Annotated in this window: 16 protein-coding genes; 2 read left to right on the top strand and 14 right to left on the bottom strand. The window is 42.5% G+C overall.

The window, feature by feature from the left end; genetic code table 11:
* Positions 1 to 71 precede the first annotated feature (71 nt).
* The gene (locus tag NYE72_RS10825) at positions 72 to 824 is read left to right on the top strand and encodes an N-acetylmuramoyl-L-alanine amidase (RefSeq protein WP_235219580.1); all 753 of its coding nucleotides are present in this window, start codon (positions 72 to 74) and stop codon (positions 822 to 824) included.
* Here the strand turns inward: NYE72_RS10825 and NYE72_RS10820 are convergent.
* The 3 genes from NYE72_RS10820 to NYE72_RS10810 all read right to left on the bottom strand — a co-directional run bounded on the left by NYE72_RS10820 (position 811) and on the right by NYE72_RS10810 (position 3,688).
* Positions 811 to 1,671: a divergent polysaccharide deacetylase family protein gene (locus NYE72_RS10820; protein ID WP_076100825.1), complete on the bottom strand. Its 861-nt coding sequence runs from the start codon at positions 1,669 to 1,671 to the stop codon at positions 811 to 813. The genes NYE72_RS10825 and NYE72_RS10820 overlap by 14 nt on opposite strands.
* A 105-nt stretch (positions 1,672 to 1,776) precedes the next feature.
* Positions 1,777 to 2,862, bottom strand: a complete 1,086-nt coding sequence (locus NYE72_RS10815; RefSeq protein ID WP_076100827.1) for a glycerol dehydrogenase — start codon at positions 2,860 to 2,862, stop codon at positions 1,777 to 1,779.
* 82 nt (positions 2,863 to 2,944) lie between these two features.
* A complete protein-coding gene (locus NYE72_RS10810) occupies positions 2,945 to 3,688 on the bottom strand; it encodes an SDR family oxidoreductase (protein ID WP_038569926.1) in 744 nt (247 codons plus the stop codon).
* A gap of 68 nt (positions 3,689 to 3,756) precedes the next feature.
* Here NYE72_RS10810 and NYE72_RS10805 point away from each other — a divergent pair, with 68 nt between their 5' ends.
* Positions 3,757 to 4,089: a hypothetical protein gene (locus tag NYE72_RS10805; RefSeq protein WP_339211775.1), complete on the top strand. Its 333-nt coding sequence runs from the start codon at positions 3,757 to 3,759 to the stop codon at positions 4,087 to 4,089.
* Positions 4,090 to 4,203: 114 nt separating this feature from the next.
* On the opposite strand, the gene NYE72_RS10800 is transcribed toward NYE72_RS10805, so the two are convergent.
* From NYE72_RS10800 to NYE72_RS10750, 11 genes are all read right to left on the bottom strand, one after another.
* Positions 4,204 to 4,794: a TetR family transcriptional regulator gene (locus tag NYE72_RS10800; protein WP_036689440.1), complete on the bottom strand. Its 591-nt coding sequence runs from the start codon at positions 4,792 to 4,794 to the stop codon at positions 4,204 to 4,206.
* A 454-nt stretch (positions 4,795 to 5,248) separates the two neighbouring features.
* On the bottom strand, positions 5,249 to 6,178 hold the full coding sequence (locus NYE72_RS10795) for an alpha/beta hydrolase (RefSeq protein WP_081382578.1): 930 nt from the start codon (positions 6,176 to 6,178) through the stop codon (positions 5,249 to 5,251).
* A 68-nt stretch (positions 6,179 to 6,246) separates the two neighbouring features.
* The gene (locus tag NYE72_RS10790) at positions 6,247 to 6,654 is read right to left on the bottom strand and encodes a MerR family transcriptional regulator (RefSeq protein WP_051491619.1); all 408 of its coding nucleotides are present in this window, start codon (positions 6,652 to 6,654) and stop codon (positions 6,247 to 6,249) included.
* A gap of 166 nt (positions 6,655 to 6,820) precedes the next feature.
* On the bottom strand, positions 6,821 to 7,264 hold the full coding sequence (locus NYE72_RS10785; RefSeq protein ID WP_076100832.1) for a DinB family protein: 444 nt from the start codon (positions 7,262 to 7,264) through the stop codon (positions 6,821 to 6,823).
* A gap of 3 nt (positions 7,265 to 7,267) precedes the next feature.
* Positions 7,268 to 7,795: a pyridoxamine 5'-phosphate oxidase family protein gene (locus NYE72_RS10780; protein WP_076100833.1), complete on the bottom strand. Its 528-nt coding sequence runs from the start codon at positions 7,793 to 7,795 to the stop codon at positions 7,268 to 7,270.
* A gap of 44 nt (positions 7,796 to 7,839) precedes the next feature.
* Positions 7,840 to 8,619 carry an ABC transporter ATP-binding protein gene (locus NYE72_RS10775; RefSeq protein ID WP_076100835.1) on the bottom strand — a complete coding sequence of 260 codons (780 nt, stop codon included), beginning with the start codon at positions 8,617 to 8,619 and terminating at the stop codon, positions 7,840 to 7,842.
* Between the two features lies 1 nt (position 8,620).
* Positions 8,621 to 9,610: an iron ABC transporter permease gene (locus NYE72_RS10770; protein WP_051491618.1), complete on the bottom strand. Its 990-nt coding sequence runs from the start codon at positions 9,608 to 9,610 to the stop codon at positions 8,621 to 8,623.
* 16 nt (positions 9,611 to 9,626) lie between these two features.
* Positions 9,627 to 10,664: an ABC transporter substrate-binding protein gene (locus tag NYE72_RS10765; protein WP_339211774.1), complete on the bottom strand. Its 1,038-nt coding sequence runs from the start codon at positions 10,662 to 10,664 to the stop codon at positions 9,627 to 9,629.
* A gap of 233 nt (positions 10,665 to 10,897) precedes the next feature.
* Complete coding sequence (locus tag NYE72_RS10760) at positions 10,898 to 11,449, bottom strand: GNAT family N-acetyltransferase (RefSeq protein ID WP_036689430.1); 552 nt, start codon at positions 11,447 to 11,449, stop codon at positions 10,898 to 10,900.
* 25 nt (positions 11,450 to 11,474) lie between these two features.
* Positions 11,475 to 12,176, bottom strand: a complete 702-nt coding sequence (locus NYE72_RS10755; RefSeq protein WP_339211773.1) for a hypothetical protein — start codon at positions 12,174 to 12,176, stop codon at positions 11,475 to 11,477.
* A gap of 194 nt (positions 12,177 to 12,370) precedes the next feature.
* Positions 12,371 to 12,742 (bottom strand): hypothetical protein, encoded by a 372-nt coding sequence (locus tag NYE72_RS10750; RefSeq protein ID WP_051491616.1) that lies wholly within the window; start codon positions 12,740 to 12,742, stop codon positions 12,371 to 12,373.
* Positions 12,743 to 12,799: the final 57 nt, after the last annotated feature.

The following is a 12,799-nucleotide window of genomic DNA, read 5'->3' as shown; positions in this document are numbered from 1 at the left end:
TTTACCTATTAAAGCACAATCTAACAAAGAATCTAGGGCACGAGGTTATTCACATGCAAGGAGGAGTTCATTTGAACAATGGGAGAAATAAAGCTTATTCCAAGACAGCAGCTGCAATATGCGGCTTACGTATTACTTTAACTACAGTTGGACTTCTAATGCTGTTTGTGGGGAGTGCATATGCTTCTGCAACTCCATCCAAACCCGTAGTGAATGATGAACGTCAGCATCTCTTAAGCCACGGCCACCGTATGATCTTAATTGATGCAGGACATGGGGGGATCGACGGAGGTACTTCCTACGGCAACATTCTTGAGAAGGATATTACATTAGATATCTCACGCCGATTATTTCTGCTGCTGCGCAGTGATGGATTTGATGTTGCCTTAAATCGTAATGGAGATTATGCCCCAAGTGATGAGAACCGCTGGCTGCGCAGTAAATCCCGACATCTGCGCGATCTTGCCCAGCGTAAAGAACTGGCTGAGACATTACCAGCTACCGTAGTGGTCAGCATCCATGTTAACTGGGCACCTTCTCCTTCCAAACATGGTCCGCTTGTATTATATCGCCAAGAAGGCCGCAGCTTTATCCTTGCCCAGACCATTCAGCAACAATTAAACAGTCTCTATAATATCCGTGCTGAGACAAGACCGGGTAAGCCCTTTTATTTACTCAACAAAATAACCGCCACAACTGTAATTGTTGAGGCGGGTTTTGTAAGCAGTCCGACAGATCGCGAAAAGCTATGCACCCCTAAAGGGCAACAAGAAATTGCAGAAGCGATTGCTGGCGGCATAGTAGCTTATCTTATGGAAGTGTAGGATTCGAGTTCCAGTTCATTTCGTTTTTGACTAGATCAGAAATGCCTATAAATTCAACATCATCTTTTATTTGCTCAACACCGCTGCGGATGCCTGCGGCGGTTTCTTTTCCATATACACCAACATGACCAATGGTTACGCAGAATCGTTGATCCTTCGCCAGGTTATTTACGAGGCCCATTTGTTTCAGGACATGATTGGCTGTGTGTGTATCATCCAAAAAGATATGATTCTCTACACGCGGCAGCCCCATTCGATAAGCCATATTGCCAGCAACAGAACGGTAGTTGGTTTTACTGTCCACAAAAAACAATCCCCGCTCTTTGCACACGGATAAGATCACACCCATAATCCGTTCGTCCCCGGTAATCTTAGAGCCCATGTGGTTGTTTATGCCGATAGCATAAGGCACATTATCGAGTGCTGCCTCTACTTTTTGACGGACTTCCTCATCAGACATCTTGGCCAGTACAGCTCCTGGTCCAAGCCATTTAGGATTACCTTGGCGCGGCTCCATCGGTAAGTGGAGAAGAACATCATCTCCGCGTTCATGCGCGCGTGTGGCATCCTTCACAGATGTAGGCAAAAAGGGCATGACCGCCACCGTAAGCTTAATCGGCAGTGAAAACATTTCATCCGTCCCCTTCATGTCATTGCCGAAATCGTCAATAATAATTACGACCTTATTACGTCGAGATGCCTTCTCTTCACTTGGTGTGTTTGTAGGGTTGTCTCTGGACTCGGCAGCTGAAACAGACGGTACCACGGAACCGATTAAAGTAACCATTAGAGCAGCAACAGCAATCCAAATCAGTAAATAACGTTTGAAACTTCGACTGTCCTTCATCAAGAGGAACGCCTCCTTCGTCTTAAACAATTGTTCTCATTGTTTGGTTCACGAAGGTTAAATATGTACGAGGAAGGTTCGCAATAATTTACAGTCGAGTTTTTTCTATTGTCCCCGTGCGTCTGCGGCAAGAATAGCTTCCAGCACATCCAGTGCTTGAATTTCAATTGGCATATTCCAGATGGGGCTATCCTTAGAACAGCTAGCTTCAGCTACAGTCATCAACTGATCGATATCCTTATTGGTAATCCCAAGATCTTTGAGAGTAACGGGAAGGCCGATTTTTTTGCAGAAATCAATCACCTGATCAATCTCTTCATATGGTGCTTTCTCCAGTACAAGCTGAACGATCGTAGCAAAAGCAACCTTTTCACCATGAAGAGTATTCCTGCATTCCTCATGCAGCGTCAATCCATTATGAATCGCATGCGCCGCAGCAAGTCCGCCGCTTTCAAACCCAATGCCACTTAAGTAAATATTGGCTTCAATAATGTGTTCCACCGCAGGAGAGGTAATGCCTTGCTTAACATCTTTTAATGCCGTTTCACCCTCTGCTAGAAGGGTATCCAGACAGGCACGAGCTAATGAAAGGGCTGCAATTGTGCTAGTCCCACCTGCATGGGTAATAGCCCCAGATTCTCGGCAAGCTCTTGCTTCATAAAAAGTAGACAACGCGTCACCCATTCCAGCAACAAGCAATCTTGCAGGAGCTTTGGCAATGATATCGACGTCTACGATAACCAGATCGGGATTTCTTTTTAATGGAAGATAACAGTCAAAGTCTCCTTCATCCGTATACAACACTGATAAAGCGCTGCAAGGTGCATCCGTTGAAGCCACTGTGGGTACAATAACTACCGGGAGGTTACTCATGTGGCTTACTGCTTTTGCCGTATCCAGGGTCTTGCCGCCACCAATCCCTATAATGACTTCCGCATCCTTCAAGCCAAGTGCTGCAACTATCTCATTAACCTGATTACTGCTGCACTCGCCCTTGAATTCAGTCATCACTAGTGGCATTTCGTTCATTTCAAAACTGTATGTGATCTCTTTTTTGTACACAGAGAAAATATAAGGATCAATAATGGCATAAGCTCTTGTCGCTCCAAGCTGCGAACAATAATCTCCCAACTTACGAATTTCACCATGTCCTTGTATATATTTAGTTGGTGAGCAGATGATCTGCGTCATGGTTCACTCCTCCTTTTATTTACATTCATATTAGAAGGATTGACCACATTCAGCTATTAAAAAGATCCCTTTAGCCACCAGCTTAAATAAATCCACCATTCACACGGATCGTTTGCCCTGTAACCCACTGTGATTCCTTGCTGGCTAAGAACAACACAATGTTTGAGATATCCTCAGGCTCGCCTAAACGTCCAAAGGAATTCATATTTCCCACGGTTGCAATCTCTTCCGCTGATTTCCCTACGGTAAATAACTCCGTATTCACAGGTCCCGGTGAAACAGCATTGATAGTGATTCCTTTTCGTCCAAATTCTTTGGCCAGCTGACGAGTGATTTGTTCCACTGCTCCCTTAGTTCCTGCATAGACGCTGTAGGTCGGGAACATTTGACCCGTAACGGAAGTTGAAAAATTGATAATCCGTCCGTTATCATTCATATATTTAGCTGCTTGCTGGCAAGCAAAAAAGGTGCCTTTCACATTAATCGCAAACTGCTTGTCGAAATCCTCTTCTGTCATATTTAGAATCGGCTTCGTGATCATAATACCAGCGTTATTGACGAGAATGTCGAGTTGTCCATAGGCTTCTAGTGTGGTTTGGAATAACTGTTCAAGTTCTGCCACCTGGCTGATGTCTGCCCGAATAGCGACGGCCTCTCCACCCTTTTGCTTAATACCGGTTACGACTTCCTCGGCTTTGCCGGGGTTACTCGAATAGTTAACGACCACCTTCACACCTTGTTGTGCCAAGTTCTCCGCAATCTCCCGGCCCATGCCTCTCGATGCACCTGTTACTAATGCTACTTTTCCAGCTAAATTGTGGTTCATATTTATTCCTCCTATTACTTTGTCCTTCTTGTTGGTCTGATTATAAATCGATCGATTACAAATTACAAGTGACATTTTTTAATATTTGTCATTCTAATTCGCTTTTCACATATTTTGCAACAGTCGCTCGATTCAGACTAATCTACGGGATTTATACCGCTCATTCGCTGCAAGTCGCTCGATTCAGACTAATCTACGGGATTTATACCGTTCATCTGCTGCTAGTCGCTCAATTCAGCCTAATCTACGGGATTTATACCGTTCATCTGCTGCTAGTCGCTCGATTCAGCCTAATCTACGGGATTTATACCGTTCATCTGCTGTTAGTCGCTCGATTCAGCCTAATCTACGGGATTTATACCGTTCATCTGCTGCTAGTCGCTCGATTCAGACTAATCTAGGGGATTTATACCGTTCATTCGCTGCAAGTCGCTCGATTCAGACTAATCTACGGGATTTATACCCCTATAAGACACAAAAAAACCTCCTGAACATCAGAAGGTTTTAATTAGATGCTACAAAGAAATCCCGGAAAGGAGCAGATCCCAAACAGAGGCGAAATCCTGATCAATCGTAGCCGACTGCCACTCTATAGCATGTGCTGGATGATGGTACCGCGAAGTAGCATTAAAAATTGCTCTAGCCGTTACCACTGGTTCCACCACTCTATACTCTTTGGATTGTATGCCTTTTTCAATAATGCCTGCAATTTGCCCAATTAATTGATCTACGTGTAGGGTAATCATATCCACCGCTTCTAAAGTTACAGCTGCGTACATAGCAAACATTTCGGCATCATCCACAGCATAGGTGCGTTTACTACGAATCAGCGTGTCCATCCATAATCGGAGCTGCTCTTTGGCATTCCCATCAAAATGCTCTGAAATATTCTTTAAAGGCTCTGAAATATTATACTGCAACCATCTTTCGGTTACTGCTTCTCGCAAAGCAGATTTACTGGAAAAATGTCTATACAACGTACCATGACTTACTTTAAGCACCTTCGCTACATCAACAACAGAAGTCTTGTCCGGGCCAAAACGCCGGAGCACTTGTTCAGCCGCGTCCAAAATGTTTTCTTTTGATAATGGAAGATCATTCGACATATGTATTCCCCTCGCTCTATCTCTGGTGGTAATTATCATAGCATATCATGTCCAAAAACGAACTGACAATATTACCACTTTGTCATTCGTTAAATCATTATCAGTATATACTCGTACCCAATTATTAAACTAAGGTCCCAGTTTAGTATTTTATTCTCCGTAGCCCCATACTACATGAATTCGGACTGAGGAGCCCTTATTTCCGAAAATCACCGTAATTCACCATGCTATCGGACTCAAATGCAGCTATCCACCCAAATCCCCACCTTTTCGGCGTTCTTATGTGCCAATAAGAGCTATGCAGTCCGAAAAGTTAGCCAAACACGCTAAATTGAGCAAGTAGCTGCAATACGGTCCGTTACGATGAAGAAGCCCAGCATCTAGCAATCCACCTTCTGCGAACCTAACGATTTCGCCAAAAAACCTCCTTGATCTCTCAAGAAGGCGGGTAATATCAGCTGCTTTTTTCCTCAATTCGATCTAGCCTCGTTCTAACAAACTTACCGATATTCGCGATCGCTTCCTGCGCCTCTGGCAGCATATAAGCTAAAAAGTGAAAGACGCTCCACATGTTCTCCCATATTTCCAGTTCTACATGAACATCCGCGGCTTGTGCTCGTTCAGACAACCTCGTTGTATCGCTTAACAATACCTCGTGGTCGCCTACTTGAACAAGTAAATCAGGTAATCCCTGCAAATCCAACCTTAAAGGAGATAATATAGGAGCTAGTTCTGTCCGAGCACCTAAATAAACATCAATTATTCGTTTATTTCCGTCTATGCTGCCTGTTGGATCAAACTCCGCCCGACTCAGATACGATTCACCATCCAAATGGACGAGATCTGTATGCGGCGAGATTAAAAAAGCACCCGCCGGCAGTTCCACACCCGCATCCCGTAAAGTAATCAACGTCATCAGCGCAAGGCTGGCTCCAACAGAATCCCCTCCAAGCAAGACATTCCCGGCAGAATATCCATTCGCGAGCAGCCACAGATAAGCGTCTATACAATCTTCGTTAGCAGCCGGATAAGTAAATTCTGGTGCCAAGCGATACTCAATGATTAGGATTTTCTTACCACTAGCTTTTGCAATTCGTGTAACCAAATCTCGATAAAATTCACAAGTCCCAGAAATAAAACCCCCACCGTGGAAATAAAGGATCACTTCATCAGCGGGTGGAGCAGATTTCACAGGAATAATCCACTCTCCACTTAAGGGTCCAATCATGACCCGCTCGACGATAACATCCGTAGGAATGGGCATGTTCGCAGCCGTCGCGGCCATCTCCTGCCGTATTTGCCCGATAGACTTGCTATCCAATCGGTTGCTTTGTCGCAAATAATCTTTGATCGCTGCAAGCTGCTCTGTACTTGACTTTTCCATATCGTTAATCCCTCCTACAATTCTTTTCAACTCAGATTGTAAAGTCTGTAGGAGACTACAAGGTCAAGTTAAGAATCCATTTTTAGGATTTCGAGCGTGGACTGTACGCCTGGATGTTTATCTGTGGCTAACAAATTTTTTCTCAAATCTGCGAGGGCTGTTAGTTTTATTTCCTGTTTTGCAATTTCGCCACGAACTCGATCCATTTTCTTATCCACAACAGTTACAAAATCATCTATGCTAATGCCGCTGCTTTCAGATTTAGTGAGCGCCTTCTTGATTTCCTTTAAAGTGAAACCACACAGTTTAGCATTATGTATAAAAACAAGTCGGCTAAGCACCTCATCCGAATAAAGACGATAACCAGCTTCTGAACGTAAGGGAGTGCTAATTAATCCGAGCTCTTCATAATACCTTAACGTCTCCATATTCACATTCGCCATTTTAGCAATTTGGCCTCGCAAGTATTCTGTCATAATCAGCGCCCCCTTATAATCCCCTACATTATACCAAATTCAGAGGCAGCAGAGGACATCAAAAGGCCATCAAGGGACATCAAAAGAACGTCAACAAGTAACCAAGCTCCCTTTTAAAAACTCCTTATTTACGCACGAAAAAAACGACATTTCTGCCGTTTTCTCATCAATCATTTCCCAATTTACTCACTTCACTTCGGACTGCATTTTTCTGTATAAGCGAAATCTGTCCGGCATGAATGCCTGTATGATACATAAGCCTGCCTATCGCTTCAAGCGGTGTAGATGTGCCAAAAGCCGAATCCACACTCACATGCCACGCTTCTTCCGGAAATTCCTGCATCGCAGCAGTTAGATTCTCATTGGAAACAGTCAGCAGATCAACGAGTTCATTCAATGTAGAATATGCTGCCTTGTCGCCTAGAGGATTAGGTCTTGCAAAAAACCACTCTGCGAACATAAACTCAACTTCCGCATTATGCTGAATTAATCCCCCAATCATAGAGTTCCCTAGCTTAAGGTTAAGATCCTCTTCCGGCAATGCCTTCACCATTTTATGAAATCGCGTTTGTACCGCTTGCCAGATTGGCAACACTAAAGTGAAAGTCATAGATTATTTGCTCCCTTGTACAGTGGCTTCTTCGTCTTTTTTCTTGTCGATCACCACATGATTGAACAGGTTCGCATCTACGTCGATGTCAAAGGCCAAGCCAAAACCAACAACATAACGCCCTTGGACAGGTGTCAATTCAAACAGTGAAAAATCCAATCCACGCAGCAAATTCACCATTGCCGCCCCATGATCAGCATTAAACAATTCAAAGATCTCCTCATGCCCGTCATTCCCGATATTGCTTGCTGTGCAATTCCATCGCACACGTTCCGTTGCAAATTTATTATTCGTCGCAGCCTCATCTGCAATTAGAAGCGCATCTACAAACTCGTTATTTTCCATATATCTGTAATGTTCGGCGATCTTACTAATGTAAATATAAAGTTTGCCTTCATGCTTAACAAAAGGAGCATAGCTGATAAAAGGTTTTCCTTCGTCATCTATTAAGCTCAAAATCAGATTTTTACGATTCGCAATAAATTGCAAATAGTTTTCTTTATTTTTCTTTACATCTACAGGCTTCTTCATTATAAAATCCCTCCATTAATAGGTTATGTAATCTAGCCACGAATCTAGCGAACGGTACTTAACAAATGAATACGAGGTTTCGTCTCTGCAGGAACATATTGAACTTCGGCATCCATTCGGTATATATTCCGGATCATATCGGTTGTCATAACTTCATTTGGTGCCCCATACATCGCTTTTTCACCCGCCTGCACCACAACAATACTGTCACTATAGGTAGAGGCTTGATTGAGGTCATGCAACACCATCACGACGGTCATCCCCATGTCTTGATTTAGCTCACGTACTAGCTCAAGAACTTCATGCTGATGAGAAATATCCAAGTAAGTGGTCGGTTCGTCAAGCAACATAACCAAAGGGCGCTGCGCCAAGGCCATAGCAATCCAAGCACGCTGTGATTCACCACCGGATAACGAGGAAACTGCTCGATCCTTATAATCCTTTAAATGTGTCTTTTCCAGTGCCCAGTGGACAATCTCCATATCCTCATGATTTAATTTTTCGAACCATTTTTTATGAGGATACCTTCCATAGGAGACGAGATCGATCACGGTCATATCATTAGGCGCTTGGTTCTTCTGGCTCAGCATGCACATTTTTCGAGCCACTTGTTTGGCGGTCATGGACTTTAGATCCGTACCATCGAGTGTGACCGCACCCGTATGATATGGAATTAGTCGTGATACCGCCTTAAGTAATGTAGATTTACCTGAACCGTTTGGTCCTATAATCGAGACGATTTCACCCTTTTTTACGGAAAAAGAGAAGTTGTTAATAATGTTTTTCTGCTCATACCGAATCGAAATAGAGTCGACAGTAAACATGTTAGAACGCCTTCTTTCTCATCAGGTATAGAAAATATGGTCCACCGATCACCGCCATAAGGATACCCGCAGGAATATCTAAAGGTGCAAATAAGGTACGTCCACCTGTATCTGCTATCAACAATACCAATGCTCCAAGTCCCATACTCATCGGCAAAAGAAATTTATAGTCTGAACCCACCAACAATCGAGCCATATGTGGCACAACAAGTCCAACAAAGCCAATCATCCCTATAGCCGCTACAGAGATAGCCGCTAGAAATACTGCCAGCAAGGAAAGTAGAATACGAATTCGATCCACATTTTCACCTAAATTCGAAGCCACCTGATCGCCTAAACGTATAATATTCGCCTTGCGGATCGCGAAAAAGGATAAGATCCAGCCTGCAATGGCATACGGGAAAACCATCATCAAGGCATTGTTCCCTTTTGCAGCCAAACTGCCGTTCAACCATTGGACTGCTGCCGGAAGTCTGTCGCTGTACATGATGGTCAGGAGTCCTATTAATCCCCCGCAAAGAGCATTCACAGCAACTCCTGATAAAATAATAGTGATCGGCGAAATGCCGGTTCTTCTCCACGCTAATGCATATACAATCCCTGCAGCGATTAGTCCACCAACAAAAGCCGCAATTGGAATAAACTCCGTATATTGTGGTGCTGCAAGCATAATGACAAGCACACATGCAGCCGCCCCACTCGTTACACCGGTCAATCCTGGATCAGCAAGTGGGTTGCCCATCACAGCTTGCAGCAGAGCGCCTGAAACCGCGATATTTGCCCCAATGATCATCGCCAGTAATACACGCGGCAGACGAATATCCCATATGATGGTGGCATTCACCGCTTTTGCCGCTGACCCAAAGATTGTGCTTAGGATGTCTGGTATGGGGATGTATACTGAGCCTAGTCCAATCGCAATTATGGCGGCAACGAGCGCAAGTGCTAACGTTACAATAACAATAATTCTGCTACGAGATGTATTTATCACTTGCTGTCTCCTTTAATTATTCATAGAAGTATTTTGCAATTTCGGTTAAGGCTGTCTCGGCGTTAAGGATCGAAGTAACACCGAATACGCTGTAATCTAGAATGTTGATTTTGTTATTTGCATAAGCTGAGAGCTTTGTCCAAGTTTCATTTTTCTCTATTTCTTTTTTGAACTTATCCTCTGTCGCTCCGTGGTCGCCTGAAGCGAGTACGAGAATGATGTCTGGATCAGCGGCTACAATGTTCTCCATATTAATAGGTGAATAAGTGTCAGTAACTTTCAATACAGAAGTTGCGATGTTATCAGCACCAAGCTTTTTCACCAAGCTACCTAAATAAGATTTCTCACTCATGACCATAAAAGAATCCGCGGTTCCGATTACGAGCAGCACGCTTGGCAGCTCTTTGCCTTCGGCTAATTGACTCAGCTCATTTTCTTTGTCCAAAATCTTAGTTAAAGCAGCATTCATTTCATCTTTTTTATTAAAATAAGTGCCTAAAACTTTGAGGCTAAGCTTTAAATCCTCGAATGATTCTGTTCTCAAATATGCTTTTTGTAGGTCGATTCCTTCTAGCGATTTGTCTAATGTGCTGCGAAGTGATTCCGCTCCCAGCAGCAAGTCTGGTTCAAGTTTTGTCACTACTTCCAGATCCGGTGCCATAGGAGATCCAATACGATCAATTGTTTCGAAATCAGCAGGGATTGGATTCGTTGAAGTAGGCACACCTACCGGAGTTATGCCGAGCAAATAAAGCATTTCTGTTAACGGTACAGAAGTTGTTACAATACGCTCCGGTACTGTAGAAGGGAATTGGCTTAAGGCTTCGTTGAACAATGTTTCATCCACACCATCATTCTCCAGACTGTACACCTTGCCGGCAGCTTCCGCTGTATTCGCTACTTCTGTTGTATTTGCTGCATTCGCTTCTTTCGATTCATTAGCAGTTGTATTCGTTACTGCTTCATTTTTTCGATTGTCCGTTGTATTAGTAGACGAACAAGCAGTCATTGCAGTAAGCGCTGCAACAACCAGGAGTACTAATATTTTTTTCAAAATCTATCCCTCCGAATATGTATATTTATACGTTTCATGTAGTGATAATGATTTTCATTTTCACTAATCGCTTCCTATGATAATCGTTATCAATGAGAAGTGTCAAGAATTTTATTTTAATTTTAAATAAGAAGGAATTTCATTATTGTCCGTTGAAGCGGACTAGCATTTCTAATAAAAAAAGCCACGCCCATTGGGCGTGACTTCAAATAGTGGTGTATGAAATCCAAGCGTTAGTCAGTAGCTCTCGCATTTAAAATCCCATAATGAATAAGGTCTACAAACTCATTTTCTTTATAAATATGCTGTAACAAAACGCCTTCTTTCAGCATGCCAGATTTTTGCATAACCCGTCCCGAACCAGGATTTGTAGCAAAGAATCTGGCATACACTTTGTGATAATGTTTTTCTGTAAAAGCAAAATTAATGACCGCTTTTGTTGCTTCTGTAGCATATCCATTACCCCAGTGATCCTCACCTATCCAATATCCAAGCTCGCCGTTTCTGTGTGTCCGGTTATTTCTCAGTCCTATAGCACCATACAGCTCGTTTGTATTTTTATCAGTAATAGCGAATTCATATGAATTATCATTATTGAACTCATCTTCATGTGTTTCAATCCATGATAACGCACATTCAATGGGGTATGGATAAGGTAGAGTTAATGTACTTTTGTAAACATTATAATTATTGCAGAGCTCACTGACACGCTGTGCATCAGACAATGCAAAAGGTCTTAAAATCAATCTTTCAGTAGTAATTGTTCTCTTCTCTGGATTGTACAATGGTATCCCCCCGTTAAACTAAATATTATAAAACAAATACAAGCCAGATGAACAGAAAACTTGGCCACCACTGCTTACCCGCTTTCACAAACAGCCAGCCAAACACCAAAGAAAAAGCAGTAATATACAAGCCGCTTTGCAGACCATGTGTCAAATGACCTAATCCCCAAGTCAGCATTAAACCTATTCCGCCATAAGGAAGAGAAGGTTTCTTAAACCATACTTCTCCTGCAGACTGCATTAGCGCAACCAATAGTACAACTAGTACAGCTTCCACAATGTAATATATGTTTTGAACCAAGGCAACCCATATGCCCATAAAACCATGTTCTAACTTGAAGTTTTCATATTCTCTATAAATCTGTGGAATGCTCTCCCCATTAATCCAAAATTCCAACACAGCGAACAAAAAGCTTGATATAAAAGCTACAATTAATAAAGGAATGACCTTAGAGCTCCAACGCAAAGATATAACCTTTTCAATCAACTTCCTCTTCCTGAACCAAAGTAGAAATATCATAGCTCCAACTGTCCACAATATGGTGACTATGCTCCAATGAACAACTAGTACGTACCAAGGGCTGACAAAAAAGTCGTCTATATTAAACAAATCCCCCCATAACCATTGATCTAATCCCATGATGAACATATCCATTCCTAACATTAAAAATACAAGCAGTCCTAATAAAAAATATTGAATACCTGATATATTCCCTTTTTCTTTCACGAAACCTCTCACCCGCCTTATGTCCATTTTTGTACTATATTCCCAAAATTATGATGCTGAAAGTATGGCATCCCCCCATTCTGTTTGTCTGTAACAAATCACTCACTTGAATCAAAGTTAGAAAAATACATAAAAAACAGCACGCATCGATATAAAATCGACACATGCTGTTTACTTGACCTGGCTTGTCCAAACTAGAATCTAGCCACAAAAAATTCGCGGTCTGCGGGAACGTTAAAACTTCTTATAGTAGCTCCACTCTCATCTCTTAAAGTGAGAAGATAAGGTACTGATGTTAAGGTACTAATTGTTGGGAATCTAACTACACCAAATTCGTCAAAATCAGCAGTTACCGTTGTAGTTCCAGCTCTCAATGAAGCTGACCACCCCGTAGTATCTTTAGGTGTACCCGTTGCATTTGTACCAATAGCAACAACAATAAATCTATCCAGAGTCTGTCTAATTCTACGTTTCTTTCTCGTAGGAGCTGCTTTCGCTTTTTTAGCCGCGAGAACTTTGCTAGCCATAACTGCTTTCTTGTTAACTGGTTTTTTAATAATTGCCATTTACTTCACCACTTTCTTTTTAGGATACGTTAGTAAATGCAAGAATCGTAATGTTTG

Source organism: Paenibacillus sp. FSL L8-0333 (assembly GCF_037965665.1).
GTDB lineage: Bacteria > Bacillota > Bacilli > Paenibacillales > Paenibacillaceae > Paenibacillus_AQ > Paenibacillus_AQ odorifer.
Note: the sequence above shows the minus strand (reverse complement) of the source record. Positions and strands in the feature narration are given on the sequence as shown.

What these genes read in the sequence shown, in the direction of transcription:
- NYE72_RS10775 (WP_076100835.1), bottom strand. Translation starts at nt 8,619, where the DNA reads ATGTTTACTGTCGACTCTATTTCGATTCGGTATGAGCAGAAAAACATT.
- NYE72_RS10790 (WP_051491619.1), bottom strand. Translation starts at nt 6,654, where the DNA reads ATGACAGAATACTTGCGAGGCCAAATTGCTAAAATGGCGAATGTGAAT.
- NYE72_RS10750 (WP_051491616.1), bottom strand. Translation starts at nt 12,742, where the DNA reads ATGGCAATTATTAAAAAACCAGTTAACAAGAAAGCAGTTATGGCTAGC.
- NYE72_RS10780 (WP_076100833.1), bottom strand. Translation starts at nt 7,795, where the DNA reads ATGAAGAAGCCTGTAGATGTAAAGAAAAATAAAGAAAACTATTTGCAA.
- NYE72_RS10795 (WP_081382578.1), bottom strand. Translation starts at nt 6,178, where the DNA reads ATGGAAAAGTCAAGTACAGAGCAGCTTGCAGCGATCAAAGATTATTTG.
- NYE72_RS10815 (WP_076100827.1), bottom strand. Translation starts at nt 2,862, where the DNA reads ATGACGCAGATCATCTGCTCACCAACTAAATATATACAAGGACATGGT.
- NYE72_RS10785 (WP_076100832.1), bottom strand. Translation starts at nt 7,264, where the DNA reads ATGACTTTCACTTTAGTGTTGCCAATCTGGCAAGCGGTACAAACGCGA.
- NYE72_RS10810 (WP_038569926.1), bottom strand. Translation starts at nt 3,688, where the DNA reads ATGAACCACAATTTAGCTGGAAAAGTAGCATTAGTAACAGGTGCATCG.
- NYE72_RS10800 (WP_036689440.1), bottom strand. Translation starts at nt 4,794, where the DNA reads ATGTCGAATGATCTTCCATTATCAAAAGAAAACATTTTGGACGCGGCT.
- NYE72_RS10820 (WP_076100825.1), bottom strand. Translation starts at nt 1,671, where the DNA reads ATGAAGGACAGTCGAAGTTTCAAACGTTATTTACTGATTTGGATTGCT.